Annotated in this window: 14 protein-coding genes and 1 tRNA gene; 10 read left to right on the forward strand and 5 right to left on the reverse strand. The window is 60.9% G+C overall.

Annotation, left to right across the window (positions count from 1 at the left end; all coding sequences use genetic code 11):
- Positions 1-10: 10 nt before the first annotated feature.
- Positions 11-1,162, forward strand: a complete 1,152-nt coding sequence (locus tag LQK83_RS20090) for a hypothetical protein (RefSeq protein WP_230839266.1) — start codon at positions 11-13, stop codon at positions 1,160-1,162.
- 5 nt (positions 1,163-1,167) lie between these two features.
- On the opposite strand, the gene LQK83_RS20095 is transcribed toward LQK83_RS20090, so the two are convergent.
- Both LQK83_RS20095 and LQK83_RS20100 read right to left on the reverse strand, forming a co-directional pair.
- Complete coding sequence (locus tag LQK83_RS20095; protein ID WP_230839267.1) at positions 1,168-2,010, reverse strand: TrmH family RNA methyltransferase; 843 nt, start codon at positions 2,008-2,010, stop codon at positions 1,168-1,170.
- Between the two features lie 5 nt (positions 2,011-2,015).
- Positions 2,016-2,399 carry a hypothetical protein gene (locus LQK83_RS20100; protein ID WP_230839268.1) on the reverse strand — a complete coding sequence of 128 codons (384 nt, stop codon included), beginning with the start codon at positions 2,397-2,399 and terminating at the stop codon, positions 2,016-2,018.
- Positions 2,400-2,431: 32 nt separating this feature from the next.
- Between LQK83_RS20100 and LQK83_RS20105 the strand changes: the two genes are divergently transcribed.
- Positions 2,432-3,457, forward strand: coding sequence for an RluA family pseudouridine synthase (locus tag LQK83_RS20105; protein ID WP_230839269.1), 1,026 nt, complete (start codon positions 2,432-2,434; stop codon positions 3,455-3,457).
- A gap of 237 nt (positions 3,458-3,694) precedes the next feature.
- Entirely contained in the window at positions 3,695-4,597 is a 903-nt protein-coding gene (gene rpoH, locus LQK83_RS20110) for an RNA polymerase sigma factor RpoH (RefSeq protein ID WP_230839270.1), read from the forward strand.
- Between the two features lie 112 nt (positions 4,598-4,709).
- Here the strand turns inward: rpoH and LQK83_RS20115 are convergent, their stop codons facing one another.
- A complete protein-coding gene (locus LQK83_RS20115) occupies positions 4,710-7,004 on the reverse strand; it encodes a hypothetical protein (RefSeq protein WP_230839309.1) in 2,295 nt (764 codons plus the stop codon).
- Positions 7,005-7,208: 204 nt separating this feature from the next.
- Complete coding sequence (locus LQK83_RS20120) at positions 7,209-8,507, reverse strand: adenylosuccinate synthase (RefSeq protein WP_230839271.1); 1,299 nt, start codon at positions 8,505-8,507, stop codon at positions 7,209-7,211.
- A gap of 192 nt (positions 8,508-8,699) precedes the next feature.
- Between LQK83_RS20120 and LQK83_RS20125 the strand changes: the two genes are divergently transcribed.
- Positions 8,700-9,608 (forward strand): DMT family transporter, encoded by a 909-nt coding sequence (locus tag LQK83_RS20125; protein ID WP_230839272.1) that lies wholly within the window; start codon positions 8,700-8,702, stop codon positions 9,606-9,608.
- Positions 9,609-9,690: 82 nt separating this feature from the next.
- Here LQK83_RS20125 and sciP read toward each other — a convergent pair whose 3' ends face one another.
- A complete protein-coding gene (gene sciP, locus LQK83_RS20130; protein ID WP_007769470.1) occupies positions 9,691-9,966 on the reverse strand; it encodes a CtrA inhibitor SciP in 276 nt (91 codons plus the stop codon).
- A 280-nt stretch (positions 9,967-10,246) separates the two neighbouring features.
- Here sciP and mnmA point away from each other — a divergent pair, with 280 nt between their 5' ends.
- The 6 genes from mnmA (at position 10,247) to LQK83_RS20160 (ending at position 15,684) form a co-directional block, all read left to right on the forward strand.
- Complete coding sequence (mnmA, locus tag LQK83_RS20135) at positions 10,247-11,440, forward strand: tRNA 2-thiouridine(34) synthase MnmA (RefSeq protein WP_230839273.1); 1,194 nt, start codon at positions 10,247-10,249, stop codon at positions 11,438-11,440.
- A 192-nt stretch (positions 11,441-11,632) separates the two neighbouring features.
- Positions 11,633-11,709 (forward strand) — tRNA-Met (locus LQK83_RS20140).
- A 341-nt stretch (positions 11,710-12,050) separates the two neighbouring features.
- A complete protein-coding gene (locus LQK83_RS20145; RefSeq protein WP_230839274.1) occupies positions 12,051-13,181 on the forward strand; it encodes a hypothetical protein in 1,131 nt (376 codons plus the stop codon).
- 232 nt (positions 13,182-13,413) lie between these two features.
- Complete coding sequence (locus LQK83_RS20150; RefSeq protein WP_230839275.1) at positions 13,414-14,007, forward strand: alpha-ketoglutarate-dependent dioxygenase AlkB; 594 nt, start codon at positions 13,414-13,416, stop codon at positions 14,005-14,007.
- Positions 14,008-14,062: 55 nt separating this feature from the next.
- Entirely contained in the window at positions 14,063-14,536 is a 474-nt protein-coding gene (locus tag LQK83_RS20155) for a MarR family winged helix-turn-helix transcriptional regulator (protein ID WP_230839276.1), read from the forward strand.
- Positions 14,533-15,684 carry an FUSC family protein gene (locus tag LQK83_RS20160; protein WP_230839277.1) on the forward strand — a complete coding sequence of 384 codons (1,152 nt, stop codon included), beginning with the start codon at positions 14,533-14,535 and terminating at the stop codon, positions 15,682-15,684. The genes LQK83_RS20155 and LQK83_RS20160 overlap by 4 nt, the downstream gene beginning before the upstream one ends.
- Positions 15,685-15,724 lie beyond the last annotated feature (40 nt).

The following is a 15,724-nucleotide window of genomic DNA, read 5'->3' on the forward strand; positions in this document are numbered from 1 at the left end:
CGATTTTACAGTGATCGAATATATTCTGCTCTTTTCGCTCGGGTTTCTGACAGCGGTGCTCGTCACCGTCCTGGTCGCGCCGGCTGTCCGCCGGCGCATTGTGCATTTTACGGAAAACCGGATCCGCGCCACCGTGCCGCTCAGCGCGGCCGAGCTGCGGGCGCAGACCGACATGGTGCGGGCCAGCTACGCGGCTGAAAATGCCAAGCTCGGCGTTGCCGTCAAGCGCGAGCGCGAAAAGGGGCTAGCGCATGAGCTGACCGCCGAGCGCCTGCGCAGCGAGCTGAAGGCCACGATCAGCGAGGCTGCGGCGCTCAGCGAACAGATTTCCGAACTGCGCTCGGAGCTCGAGGCTCGTGGCGCGGAACTGGGAGAGCGTGACAGCGAGCTTGAGCGGGCGAAGGCCGAGATCCAGGTGCGTGACGGGCTTCTGGCGGAGGCTGAACGCCGCGCCCAGGAACTGGGCATTGAAGCCGAACATCTCGGTGGCTTTGTCGACTACAGCAAGATCGACATCGCCGTGCGCGAGACGGAAATCGAAAATCTGAAGTCGACGGTCAACCAGCTCAAGAGCGAGCGCGACCAGTTGCGGGGCGAACTCAAGGCCGCCGAGCAGCGCGCGCGCGATGCCGAAGTCAAGATGACGGAAAGCCATGGCCGTGTCTCCAGCCTCAAGCAGCGGCTGGATGAAGAGGTGGCCCGCAATGCCGAGATGGACGAATCGCTCGACCGGCGCATGCGGGAGCTGGAAAAGCTGAGGGAAAAGCTCAGCAGCATTGCCCGCCCCGCCGTTGCGGAGGTCGTCGCGCCGCCGCTGGAGCCGCAGGAAGAGCCCCAGTCCGCCGAGACGCCGTCAGAGGCGAAGACTGTGACTGGCACGAGCCCCGTGATGATCGACCAGGCCAAATTTGCCGACGGCATTCGAGGCGATGCGCGCAGCCTCTCCGACCAGCTTGCCGGGCCCGCCGACCCGGCCCGTGATGGCGAGCTTCGCAATGAAATAGCGTCCATCGCCGCCCGCATGGTGGCATTGACGGCAACGCGGGAGGGGGAAGATTCCCCGCTTGCGGGTGTGCTTGAGGCAGCGAATTCCGATCCCGGCAGGGGCCGGATCAGCCTGGCGGCACGCGCCGCGCGCGCCCTGGCGGGCAAGGAAGCCTGACACCTTCAGTCTTCCAGGATGCGCATACGATGCGCCATTTCATGCAGTGAAAGTGCAGCAGCGGTTGCAACGTTGAGGCTATCGAGCCTAGGCATCTGGGCGATGCGCGCAGTATTGATGCGGCGCATGAGATCCTGCGGCAGGCCTTCTCCTTCAGTCCCCAGAAGCAGGGCGGTGCGGGGGCTTGCGGGCAGGTCGCGCAGCGGCGTCTTTCCGGCCGGCGAGAGGCCCCAGACGGTAAAGCCCGCCTCATCGAGCTTCGTCAAAATATCGTCGATACGTCCACCCCGGTGGAAGGGAACCGTGAGCACGGAGCCGACTGAAACGCGGATCGCCTTGCGATAGAGCGGATCGCAGCTTGTCTCGTCGAGGATGACGAGGCTTGCGCCGAAGGCGGCACTGTTGCGGAAAATGGCTCCGGCATTGTCATGGTTTGAAATGCCCGAAAGCACAGTGACCAGGGCGCGCGCGGGAAGATCGGCCAGCTCTGCCTCCAGAGGGCGCGGCGCAGGCTTGCGCCCCAGAGCGAGAACGCCGCGATGCAGGTTAAAGCCGGCGATGGCATCAATGACGGCGGCGGAGGCCATGTAAACGGGGACGTCCGCCGGAAAACGGCCGAGCGTTTCTTCGATCCCGGCCAGGCGGTTTTCCAGAACGAGGATTTTCTCGGCCCGGAAGCCGCGATGCTGTCCATGGGCTGTGGCGAGCATGTTGAGAACGACCGTGCCTTCGGCGATGAAGCGCCCCGTGCGCCCGACCAGGTCGCGCTCGCGGATGTCGCGAAATTCCGCAACTGCCGGATCTTCGGCGTCCTCGATGCGGATCGGCAGCGGGCGCTGATCGCTCACGGTGTTCAGGGCGCGCCGACCGCGATCTCGGCGTCGATCCGGCCGCGACGCAGATTAAAGACGAGCATCTTGCGCTTGCCGTCCTTGTCGGTGCCGTCGAAGAGAATGCGGTCGCCGGAAAGCTGGGTGGCATTGACCTTGAAGCCCTCGGGCAAGGCCGCCTTGACCAGCGTGGAGCCTTCGTTCGGCACGTCCTCGGTGATGGCGGGGGTGCGGCTTGCTTCGTTCGCGCGGTTCGCCTTATAGACAATGGCGATCAGGACGGCCATAAGGGCGACAACCATGACCCCGGCCGAGACGAGCTGCAGGCGGATCATCTTGCGGCGCACCTTTTCGAGCACCGGGTCAAGCGGCTTTTCGTCCTGTTGGTCGTGATCGTTATTGCTCATGTCTGTTTCAGGCCCTTTTTCATGGGAATGTCATGACCGTCCTTAAACAAGCTTCGGCGAATAGGAAAGTCCTTGAAGTCGATGATGCGGCATCCGGTCGCCTCGACAGCTGGCTGAGCGGGGCTCTTGACGGAGAAATGTCGCGCAGCCGCGCCAAGGCGCTCATTGAGGGCGGGGCGGTTTCGATCAACGGGATCGTCATCACAGAGCCGAAGAAGAAGATCCGGCCGGGTGACGAGGTCGTCATCGACATGCCGGACCCGGAAGATCCGGAGCCGCAGGGCGAGGATATTCCGCTGGAGGTTCTTTACGAGGACGACGATCTCATCGTGATCGCGAAGCCCGCCGGGCTTGTCGTTCATCCGGGTGCCGGCAACTGGACGGGGACGCTCGTCAACGCGCTGATCCATCATTGCGGCGCGAGCCTTTCCGGCATCGGCGGCGTCAAGCGGCCGGGCATTGTGCATCGTCTCGACAAGGAGACGAGCGGCGTCATGGTCGCTGCCAAGAACGATAACGCCCATAGGCATCTGTCGGCGCAGTTTGCCGACCATGGTCGCACCGGGCCACTGGAGCGCGCCTATCTCGCGCTGGTCTGGGGGCGGCCACGCAATCTCAAGGGAACGATCGATGCGCCGCTGGGGCGCGCCGGCGACCGCACGAAGCGGGCGGTGAAGCACGCGTCGAGCGACGATGCGCGCGAGGCGATCACGCATTACGAGGTTGTCGAACGGTTTCTGGAAAAGCCGGATGCGACAGCGCAGGCCTGCCTGGTAGAATGCCGGCTGGAAACGGGGCGCACGCACCAGATCCGCGTTCATATGGCCCATCTCGGCCACCCGCTGATCGGCGATCCGGAATATGGTGCGGCATTCAAGACCAAGGCGAACCGTCTGCCGGAGGCTGCGCGGGCTGCCGTTACCGGTTTCCACCGTCAGGCGCTTCATGCCTATCTCCTGCAATTCGAACATCCCTCGACGGGTGAGGTCATGCATTTCGAAGCACCAATTCCCGATGATATGAAATTCGTCATCGAAGCGCTGCATTCTGCACAGTGAGAGGGGAACCGACGGCCGGAATACGCGTTACGAAACTGTAATCGCACGATCCTTGAAAGTGTCTCATTCCAGACTTATTTGATTTCATGTCCGGAAGTGGGGCCGTAATTTTTACTGTCGATCATGATGACAGATTTTGAACCTGGGAGGTTCTATTTCGTCATGGTCCGGCTCGGGACCGTTTCCGGATACGGCTTGCCTCATGGAAGCCGAACCTTAAAAAGAGAGGGGTGCTTTATGGCCCGTACATCATTGCCGTCGATTGCTGCCGGTGAAGGCGGTCTCAACCGTTATCTGGACGAAGTCCGCAAATTTCCCATGCTTGAGCCGCAGCAGGAATACATGCTTGCAAAGCGGTATCAGGAACATGATGACCGCAAGGCCGCCCATCAGCTCGTGACCAGCCATCTGCGCCTCGTGGCGAAGATCGCCATGGGCTACCGCGGCTATGGCCTGCCGATCGGTGAAGTCATTTCCGAAGGCAATGTCGGCCTCATGCAGGCCGTCAAGAAGTTCGATCCCGACAAGGGGTTCCGTCTCGCCACCTATGCGATGTGGTGGATCAAGGCTTCGATCCAGGAGTATATCCTGCGGTCGTGGTCGCTCGTGAAGATGGGCACCACCGCCAACCAGAAGCGCCTGTTCTTCAACCTGCGCCGCCTGAAGGGCCGTTTGCAGGCCATCGAGGAAGGTGATCTGAAGCCCGAGCAGGTGAGGGAAATCGCCACCAAACTCGGTGTGCCGGAAGAAGACGTGATCTCGATGAACCGCCGGCTTTCCGGCGATGCCTCGCTCAACGCGCCGATCAAGTCGGCGGATGGCGATTCGGGTCAGTGGCAGGATTGGCTTGCCGACGATCACGACAGCCAGGAGGCTGTGCTGATCGAGCAGGACGAACTCGACGCGCGCAAGTCGATGCTGTCGCGCGCGCTCAAGGTTCTGAACGAGCGCGAGCGCCGCATTTTCGAGGCGCGCCGTCTGGCGGAAGATCCGGTGACGCTGGAAGAACTGTCCGCCGAATTCGACGTGTCGCGCGAGCGGGTGCGCCAGATCGAGGTTCGCGCTTTCGAGAAGGTGCAGGAAGCCGTTCGGAAGCTTGCGACCGAGCAGGCCTCCGCCCTGCGGGTCGTTGAAGTCTGACAAGAGGATCGGATATCGCTTCATAAGAAAACCGGCGGGAGAGGCCTCCCGCCGGTTTTTTTGTTTGGCGACTTTCACGCCGGTGTAGGCTCCAGCGGCTTGAATGGCCCGCTTACTGTGCCGGCGGCGGGCTCGGGATCGGCACATTGCTGTCGCCGCTTGCCTGCCAGCTCGAGATGACCTCGTCGAATACCTTCTCGCCGTCCGGTCCCTTCTGCAGTGTCAGCAGGGCGCGGCGACCGTTGGAATAGGTGATCGGGATATCGATCCAGTCGCGCGACTTGAGAAGGTTCAGGTTGGTCTTGACCGCATCGGCAAAGGCATTGAGCGCGATCATGTGGAAATAGTCGGTGATCTTGGCAGGCACGGCGACGAGCGGGTCGCCCTGTTCCTGCTCCTTTTCCTTCATCGAGATGCGCAGGACGCTTTCGATGCCGCGGCCTTCGAAGTCCTTCGGCAGTGAGAAGGTGAGCTCGATGATGTGGCTGGCCGGCAAGGTCGGATCGTTGTTCTTGCGCAGCGTAAAGATGGCCGACATCTTGCGGCCCGGGACGGAGATATCGCCCTGGATCATCTTCTCCTTGTGGCCATCCTGATCGTCCGTCTTGACCGACCAGGTCACCGTGCCTTCAAGCGCGGTGGGAGAGGCCTGTCCGAGACGTTCCTCGTACAGGAACATCTTGACGGGTGTCGTCTGCGCGGCGTTCGCCGTGTTGGCCTGGGCAGGCGTCGAGGGTTGCGCAGGTGTCTGCGCCGGTTGGCTCGGCGGCTTCTCGTTCTGGCTGGCCACCGACTTGCCCTCGGCCTGTCCTGCGCTGGCAACCTGTTCGCCGGATGTGCCGCTATCGACCTCGGAGCCGTCAGCCATCAGTCGCTGGGTGAACTTCTGCGGACCGGTGGCGGCCGGCGTTGCGGCGGCCGTCGTCGGCTTTCCGTCCGAAGATGTCGTCGGGGCGGCGCCTTGCTGGTTTGAGGCCGGCTGCGACTTGCTGGCCGTCTGGCTGCTTGAGGACGTGCCGTTGACGAAGCCGAGAATGTTGTCGCTGAAGCGCCAGCCTGCATAGCCGACACCCGCCAGCACGATCACGGCGGCGACGATGCCTCCGATCAGCTTGCCGCGGCCTTCGCGCTCTTCGCTTGGCGCAGAGGAGGGGCGGGGCGTTTCGCGGGCCGGCAGCTCGGCGCCGATCGACATCCCGTCGCGACCGCGCGGCGGCTTGGGCGTCATTTCGGGCAGCGCTTGGTCCGCGCCGGGTTTTGTGCCGGAACGCTCGCCCACGAAGGCTTCGAACGTGTCCCAGCTCGTATCGCGCGCTGGCGTGGAAGGCGGCGGGCTGGCAGGCGCGGCAACGGGCGCCGCGCCCAGATCGTCGAGCCATGATTTGGCAGGAGCGGCGGGTTTCGGCGCGTCGAGGCCGAACGGATCGTCGCGTTTTGCCAAGGGTTCAGGCGTCGCTGCCGGCGTGAAGATCTCGGCCGGCTCATGGAACGGATTGTCGGTGACGACCGGGTTCCACGGGTCGGAGACGGTTTCCGGCGGCGTGGGCGCGGGCGACGGATTGAAGGCGGGCACCACTGCGTCGTCGCCGAAGGCATGGCTCGGGCGCGGGGCCTCGAAGGTTTCCCGGGCGGGCCCGCGCGGCGGCCATTCCTGTTCTTCCACCCGTTCGGTGGGCAGATGATCGAGACGGTTGTCCGCCCGGCGACTTTCCTCTTCGGCCGGACGCAAGGGTTCGCGCAGACCGAGCGGCTCATCGAAGCGGTCACGATGCCAGGCGTCGCGGTCTGCCTTCGGCTCCGGTGCCGGCGGCGGCATGGTGTCGTCTTCTACAGCGCGATTTTCCGGTTCCGGTGTCTCCGGCTCTGCAAACACAGGCGCGGGTGCCGGCTCCGGCTTCGGCGCGGGTGCCGGCTCGACGAAGACTGGTTCCGGCCTTGGTTTTTCCCGTTCTTGCACGGCAGGCCTTGGCGCGCGCATCAGGAAGGATGGCGGCTCGAGAGGCGGCGCGCTGGGGGCAGGGGACGTGAAAGGCTCCGGAGCGGGGTTGCGCGGCGCAGGTTCCGGCTCGGGCTCCGGTTCCGGTTCGGGCTCCGGTTCAGGGGTCGGTTCTGGCTCTGGCGGGGCAGGCGGTTGCGGCGGTGTGGTCTCTTCCTCAACAAAGACGGGAGACTGTTGTGGCTGTTCTACGGGCGGCGCGCCGGAATATTCGCTTTCGATCGCGGCAATAGCATCGTCCAGCTTTTCGAGTTGGCGCGCAATCACATCGTCAGCCGGGCGGGGCTTCATATTGTCGAGCTGGCGCTGTACCGCTGTACGGGCTCTGTCATAGACCCTGATACGCATTTCGGGCGTATTGTCCGACAGTCCATCAACCGCTCTGCGGATGACCGCAATGAAATCTGCCATATAAGGTTTCTCGCCTTTCTACCAGCAAGCTGCCTGCCTGAAGCCCGCCTTGCGAAACCCGGACCGTTCAAGTCCTTAGTTCCGAAACAAGCTCTTAACGCTTTTCAGCACAGGTTCCAATCCTCATGCGCCAGTCGCCGGTGTCCCGCCGCCAGTGCTGGCAAGTGATCGGCGGCCGTTGCGGCCGCCGCATTATCCCCCATCTCAGTCCTCGAAGGGATCCGTCACCAGGATCGTGTCGTCGCGTTCAGGGCTTGTCGACAGGAGAGCGACCGGTGCGCCGATGAGTTCTTCGACCTGGCGGACATATTTGATGGCCTGTGCCGGCAGGTCCGCCCACTTGCGCGCACCGACGGTGGAGTCCTTCCAGCCTTCCAGCGTGATGTAGATCGGCTCGACGCGCGCCTGATCGCCCTGGCTTGCCGGCAGGTGATCCAGTTCCTTGCCATCAAGCTTGTAGCCGACGCAGATCTTGATTTCGTCGAGGCCGTCGAGAACGTCGAGCTTCGTGAGCGCGATACCGGAAATGCCATTGGTGGCGACCGACTGGCGCACCAGTGCTGCGTCGAACCAGCCGCAGCGGCGCTTGCGGCCCGTCACCGTACCGAATTCATGGCCGCGCTCGCCGAGGAACTGGCCGATCTCGTCGGTCAGTTCGGTCGGGAAGGGGCCTTCGCCGACGCGGGTCGTATAGGCCTTGGTGATGCCCAGAATGTAGCCGAGTGCGCCCGGGCCCATGCCTGAGCCGGCAGCAGCCTGGCCGGCCACCGTGTTGGACGAGGTCACGAAGGGATAGGTGCCGTGGTCGATATCGAGCAGCGAGCCTTGAGCGCCTTCGAACAGGATGCGCGCGCCGCGACGGCGCTCCTTGTCGAGATAGCTCCAGACTGTGTCCATGAAGGGCAGGACGCGATCGGCGACATCCGTCAGTTCCTTCATGATTGTCTCATGTGCCACTTCCGGCGCGCCGAAGCCGCGGCGCAGCGCATTGTGGTGAGTCAGAATGCGATCGACCTTGCCGGACAGCGCCTCCAGATTGGCCAGGTCCATGACGCGGATGGCGCGGCGGCCGACCTTGTCTTCATAAGCCGGGCCGATGCCACGGCGCGTCGTGCCAATCTTGGTGCCGGAATTGGAAGCGGCGTCTTCGCGCATGCCGTCGAGTTCGCGGTGGAGCGAGAGTATGAGCGTGGCATTGTCAGCGATCTTGAGGTTTTCGGTCGTGACCTTCACGCCCTGCGCTTCCAGTCGGCCGATTTCGGCGATGAGTGCATGAGGGTCGACCACGACGCCGTTGCCGATGACGGCCATCTTGCCGGGACGGACGACGCCGGAGGGCAGGAGCGACAGCTTGTAGCTGACGCCATCGATCACGAGCGTATGGCCGGCATTGTGACCGCCCTGATAGCGCACGACCACATCGGCGCGCTCCGAAAGCCAGTCGACAATCTTGCCCTTGCCTTCATCGCCCCATTGCGACCCTACGACCACCACATTCGTCATCTTCACTCAATCCTATACTCGTACGCGAAGCGCGGCCCGCGTCTTGCCCAAACCCGCGCATCTATACTGTGTCAATCTCTTAAAATCGACCCCGAAATGATCAATCTATCAAGGCTTTTTGCGTGACATTGCGGCAAAGGCGCGGCTAAAACGCTCATCTTTGGTAATCCCCGACAAACAAAGTACGGAATCATGACCGATCTGAAGCCCGCGACGGGAAAAGCCTATCTTTTCCTGCTGACGACCGCATTGATCTGGGGCGGCAATGCCGTGGCCGGAAAGATGGCGGTCGGCCATGTCAGCCCCTTCCTGATGACGCTCATTCGCTGGGTGATTGCCTTCGGCTTGATCGTCACGATTTCGGTGCCGCAACTGCGGCAGGATTGGCCTGCCATTCGCAGGAACTGGCTTTATCTTCTGCTCATGGGCGCGACAGGCTTTACCGGCTTCAATGCGCTTCTCTATACGGCGTTGCATTATACGAGCGCGATCAATGCCGTCATCGAGCAGGCGGGTATGCCCTTCGTGATCTTTGTTGCCAATTTCTTCATTTTCCGGATGCGCGCTACCGGCGGTCAGGTGGTCGGCTTCCTGCTGACGCTGAGCGGGATTGCGCTGACAGCGGCCAATGGCGACCTGCAAACGCTTTTGAGTCTGAAATTGAACTTCGGCGATCTGCTGATGCTCTTCGCCGTGCTTGTCTATGCCGCCTATACGGTCGGTCTGCGCTTCAAGCCGGAACTGCACTGGAAGAGCATGATGGCGGCCACCGCCGGCGGCGCGATGATCGCGGCCATTCCGCTCGGCGTTTATGAATGGTGGAACGGCGCGGCGCAGGTTCCGGATGCCAAGGGCTGGGCGGTGGTGGCCTTCATCGCGATCTTTCCTTCCCTCTTCGCGCAGACACTCTTCGTGCGCGGCGTCGAGATCATCGGTTCGAACAGGGCAGGGCTTTTCATCAATCTGGTGCCGATCTTCGGCATGTTGCTCTCGATCGGCCTGATCGGCGAACCGCTGCATGTCTATCACATCGTTTCGTTGGTTCTGGTTCTCGGCGGCATTGTCATGGCAGAGCGGAACCGGCCGGCCGCAATCGTTTAAAGGGACATCTCGCTTTACAAACGAAAACCGCCGCAACGCGCTGGCGTTGCGGCGGTTTTCGTTTTGTCAACGACGGGAACGGTCAGTGACGATATTGTTGGATGCGCGTCGTGCGCAGCCCTGCCAGACCATGATCGTTGATCGAGGACTGCCACGACAGGAATTCTTCTACAGTCAGGGTATAGCGTTCGCAGGCTTCTTCCAGGCTCAACAGGCCGCCGCGAACGGCAGCGACGACTTCCGCCTTGCGGCGGATGACCCAGCGGCGCGTATTGGCGGGCGGCAGGTCGGCAATCGTCAGTGGGCTGCCATCGGGGCCGATGACATATTTAACCCGGGGTCGTATCAATTCGGTCATGGGACTCTCTACAAACACTACAAGACCAGATATCGCGACTTTAACGTCGGACTTTTAAAAATTGCCTAACCCCTTTGAAAGGCTTTGTTCAATTTTGGGTCAGGCCGTCGCCAGACGCGTATCTGGCTTAAAGTAATCCGCAGAATGTTAAAAAAGACATTCTGAAAACGCTCATAAAATCCGGTTGCGCCTTTTTTCTTGGCAGCGGCAAAGCGCTTTCTATATAAAGCCGGGAAAGCTGCCGTCAGCAGCATCAAATTTCGATTGGATAGATGAGATCGTGAACAGCCTTGGTTTCGACAAGCGCCCGGAAGATACCCGCGTCGTCGTTGCGATGTCGGGCGGAGTGGATTCGTCTGTCGTAGCCGGTATTCTCAAACGCGAAGGCTATGATGTCTTCGGCATTACCTTGCAGCTCTACGATCATGGCGCGGCCGTGCATCGTGCCGGCTCCTGCTGCGCGGGCCAGGATATCGAGGACGCGCGCCGTGTGTGCGAACGTTTAGGAATTGCCCATTATGTGCTTGATTACGAAGCGCGTTTCCGCGAAACCGTGATCAATCCCTTCGCCGAAAGCTATGTCGCCGGCGAAACGCCGATACCCTGCGTTGCCTGCAACCAGACCGTCAAGTTCGCCGATCTTCTGAAAACCGCCAAGGAGTTGGGCGCGGATGCGCTGGCCACTGGCCACTACATCCGCTCGGATGCCAACCCGCAGCCGGGCGCTCCGCATCGCCGTGCGCTCTACCGGCCGATCGACGCCGAACGCGACCAGAGCTATTTCCTCTTCGCGACCACGCAGGAGCAGATCGATTATCTGCGCTTTCCGCTGGGCGGCATGACGAAGGCCGAAACAAGGGCCTTGGCCGCCGACATGGGCCTGATCGTCGCCGACAAGGCCGACAGCCAGGACATCTGCTTCGTCCCGCAGGGTAAATATTCCGATATCATCGCCAAACTGAAGCCGGATGCGGCTTTGTCCGGCGAGATCGTCCATCTCGACGGCCGCGTGCTCGGCAAGCATGACGGCATCGTCAATTATACGATCGGCCAGCGCAAGGGTCTGGGCGTCGCGACTGGTGAACCGCTTTATGTCGTCTATCTCGACGCGCGCTCGCGCCGCGTCATCGTTGGCCCGAAGGAAGCGCTGGAAACGCACCGCATCTATCTGCGCGACGTCAACTGGCTGGGCGATGGCCCGCTGGAAGAGGCCGCGAAAGGTGGCTTCGCCTGCTTTGCCAAGGTGCGCTCCACACGGCCGCCGCGACCGGCGATGCTGGTCGCAGAAGAGAACGGCATCCGCGTCGATCTTGAGGATGGCGAGGACGGCATCGCGCCGGGTCAAGCCTGCGCGCTCTATTCCGCGCCGGGTGCCGACGCCCGCGTCTATGGCGGCGGCTTCATTGCGCGCTCGGAACGCGCCGAGGCTGCAGAAGCCCGCCTCAAGGCGCTCCTCTCCGCTGCTGCGGCCTGAATTTCCGGCGCGAAAGCGAAGCTATTTCATGGATTTGGCGCCGGGGCAGGGGATGGTTTTCACATCCCCGATTTTTTCCCGCATTCACGCTTGACACAAAAGCCCCGCCCGCCCTATAAGCCCGACACCTGAAGGCCAGACAGCGCTTCTCACCCGGAAGCGCTTTTTTAAATGGCCTTTTCAGCCAAGGCTGGCGGAGTAGCTCAGTAGGTTAGAGCAGAGGAATCATAATCCTTGTGTCGGGGGTTCGAATCCCTCCTCCGCTACCATTGACGCAGTCGACAGCTAAGGATTAGCATTTCGACACAATCATTCCTTGATTTCATTTGGATATTATAATCCTGATCGGCGTGAATAGACGAGTGCACTCGAAACGGCTTTGCGGAATGCCCTTGCTATTTCCATCGAGTTTTCGGCGGTTCTCATGATGATCGCCTTTGGCCTAAGCTAATTAACACCGCTAACCGGTTCTCCAGCTTCGAGCTCAACCATCATTCAGTGCAATGTATTGGCGCACGCGGACTTCCTGCCTGTGGATTGGCATGCAACATGCGAGCGCTGCCTCTTAGCGTGTGGTAGGTTGAGGGCCGCAACCGAATGGGGAGGCCGAATGGAAGGCGACGAAAAGCGAGGTCCGGAAATGCCGCGGTTTACCGAGGACGAGTGGTATGCCTTCGCGGTCGCTATGGCGATTTGTCTGCCAATACTCTCAGTTTTTGCTTATTTTTGGGTTTTCGAAGTAGATGCTGACACTTTAAGATCTGCGCGCGTAAGCCTTCTTACACCTCTTGGCACCATGTTTGCCGGTCTCATAACATTTGCCACTGTTGCTTGGCGTGGCATGGTGGCGAGCCGTCAGGCGAATGAACAGAGGCGGCAAAATGATGCCAATGAGACCGCAAATTACGTTTCCCTTCTGGAGCGGGGAGCCAAACTCCTTGGAAGCAACGACAGCTTGCAAGACCGGCTTGCCGGCATCGCCTTGATAGATATTTGCCTAAATGAGCCTCAAAAGAGGGTTGCGCAGGAGGCCCTTGACTTGTTGGGCCATTACATTCAAGACGAATGGTCTGTGGAGGCTCACAAGCGATCTGTAGAGAGAGCTACACGTTCGCTTCAGAACGCGAACAAGGTTCACGGGCTCGAAGTTGCCTACGGTAGGCTAAAGGTGGAATCATTTGATGCGAGTCAAATGGCTGCTCTGACGAGTCAGCAACGATACGAGCACATCGGAACCCTGCGCAACTGGCACTGGATACGTGGTTTCAGGCGTTTGGAACTTTTTGGCGGCTCGATGTGGGGTGCTGAGCATCCCGAAACTGTCATAAACGAGATCGTCGCCGGCAGAGATCCAAATAGCCGAAGGAACCTTGTACGGGTTGCTGTCGTGGGGGGCTACGTCGAAATAGATTACAAGTTATCAAAATGCCTCTTCGTCGATTGCGCCATCTCCAAAATACGTCCGGTTAAGAGCGTCTATTTGGCAAATCAATATTTTATACATTGTGATTTCAGCGGCGTAACATTTGAGGGTTATGATAGCTTGCGAGTGCTTCTAGCTAGACCTAGTAAAGATGACCGCCCGTATATAATAGAGAGCTTCTTTTATGCTGATGACCCGCCGAAACTGATTGAGCGGATACTGCCTACAAAGAAAGGCGAACGCGAAATAGTTGAAACGGTTGAGGTGGAATGGGACAGATATCTTCTTCCGGTCGAGCGGCCTATCGACAAAGAGTGACCGGAGGCAAGGCCGCAATCACAGCTATTAATAGTCCTCATTACGATGGCGCACTCGACGTCAACGGAGCAGCGTTACGCAATGATTACGAGATTCCGGTTGTCTATCCTTGCCACTTTTCCGATTATTCAGGCTACACGCATGTCAAAACCAAAGAGGACGGAACAGGTGTTGCGGGCGCTGAAAGCCGTTGTGTCACCTACGTCTTCCAACGAAAAAGGCCAGCCAGAAAATGGATTTTGTGTTGAGCAAAATGGCTGAACCTTTGCCGCCGGGTGCTGCACTTACTTTAGCTTTCATTTCTTCTGCGGAAGAGGCTGATTTCGTTAGGTTTCTAGACGGCGGTGTGTGGAGTGGTGAGCTCAAGCGGCGAGTGCAGCATTTCGGGTATCGGTATGACTACAAGGCTCGGGCTGTCACATCCGACGCTTATCTCGGGCACTTGCCTTTGTGGCTTCAGGCCTTGGGGCAGCATCTGGTCGCGGCGGGTCATTTCGATGAACTGCCTGATCAGGTGATTGCGAATGAGTATCTGCCGGGGCAGGGGATCAGCGCGCATGTCGATTGTGAGCCATGCTTCAGCGACACCATTGTTTCGCTGAGCCTTCTGTCTTCCTGCGAGATGGTCTTTCGAGAGAAGGCGAGCGGAGCAAGGCAGGGTGTAATTCTGGAGCCTTGCTCCGTGGTCGTCATGAAAGATGCCGCGCGCTACGCGTGGACCCATGAAATTCCTTCCCGCAAAAGCGATGTCATCCTTGGAAACAAGGTTGAACGATCGCGCCGGATTTCGCTGACCTTTCGGAAGGTTATCCGCGCTCAGGGCTAGTCGGACCAATTTAATTTACATTGCAATCCAAATTAAATTGGTCTATCGAGCGGGAATGACAGACACGTCCGACAATCCCCGCGCCCGTTTCGGCGTCCGCTTTGCCATGCTGGCCCGCCGCTGGCGGCGGGCGCTTGATGCGCATCTGGTTGCCTCCGGGCTTTCGGATGCGACATGGGTGCCGCTGATGCATCTTCATGAGTTGGGGGATGGGGTGACGCAGAAGCAGCTGGCGGCGCGTGTGGGCCTTGATGGCTCCAGTCTCGTGCGGCTTCTCGACATTCTGTCCCGGCAGGGGCTGCTGGAGCGCCGGACGGATGCGACCGATGCGCGGGCCCGGTTGGTGTTCCTCACGCAGGCCGGGCGGGCGCGTGTCGCCGAAATCCGAAAGGCGCTGGTCGAGGCTGAAGCTGAAATGCTGCAGGACATTTCAGATGCTGAGCTCGCTGCCATGCTCGGGCATTTCTCGCTGATCGAAGAGCGCCTGCGGGCTCTGCAGACGCGAACGACCGAAGGAGAGCCGTCATGACCCTGTCTCCGCCGTCAGAGGACGCGAAGGCGCCGACGTCGCTCGCCGTGCGCCGGATCGATGCGGCACTTCATCTCGTGAAGCCGCACCAGATCCGGGAGAGCCTTGCGCTGAATGGCCGCTTCAGGGACCGGAACTCTGTGCTCATCGGCCTTCAGGCGGCGCTGACGTCCTCCCTGACGCTGGTCTGCGGACTTCTCTCGCCGTGGCCGCATCTTGCGGGGATCGCGGCGCTTGGGGCGCTTGCCATCCTGTTTGGCCGTTTCGCGCCCGCTGGACAGCGGGGCAGGGTGGTGCTGACCTGTGCGGCCTGGCTCTTCCTTGCCGTCGTCGGCATGTCCGTCGCGGCCCGGCTCGGGGCGCCGATGCCTCTCAGGCTTGGGCTTCTCGCCTTTGCCTGCGGCTTCTTCTTTTTCGTGGTCAACACGACGCGGCTCGGTCCACCCGGCGCGCTGATCTTTGTTTTTGCAGCCGGTGCCGTCATGGGCGATGTCGCCTCCTGGCAGGAGGTGGCCGAGCGCGCGGCCGCAACCGCGCTTGCGGGCGTGCTTGCCTGGGTGATCTGTGCTGCCTTCGATGGGCTGCGCCGCCCCGCCGCGCCGGATGTGCCAACGCCCGTTGAGCCGGTGCGACCGCTCAGCCATCGCCTGATTGCTGCGGGCCGTATTACGTTTGGCACCGCGATTGCCGCTTTGGCGGCGCATGCATGCGGATCCACGCATCCTGCCTGGGCAGCGCTCGGAACACTTGCGGTGATGCAGGGAACACATCTGCATGTCAGCATGAACCGCGCCCTGCAGCGCATGGCGGGAACAGTGATCGGTGCGGGAGTGGTGTGGATTGTCCTTACGCAAGATCCATCCATCTGGACGGTCGTTGCGCTCGTTGCCTGCCTGCAGGTCGTCATCGAAATGGTGATCGGCGCGAACTACGCGCTCGGCCAGATCTTCGTGACGCCGCTTGCCCTGCTGATGAGTTATCTGGCCTCGAATGGCGGGGCCGGCGCAACCATGGTTGGCGAGCGCGTCCTTGACACGCTCGCCGGCGCCTTCATCGGCATTCTTCTGGCCGTCGTGTCATCCACCCTTGACGACAGGGTCCAGCTGGCCCGCCACCATGCTGCCCGCTCGGGCCAGGCGGCCGGATAGCAAAAGGGCCCCGAGGGGAGCCCTTTGCAGTCTCGACGGA

The organism is Rhizobium sp. C1, assembly GCF_021026335.1.
Lineage (GTDB): Bacteria > Pseudomonadota > Alphaproteobacteria > Rhizobiales > Rhizobiaceae > Ensifer_A.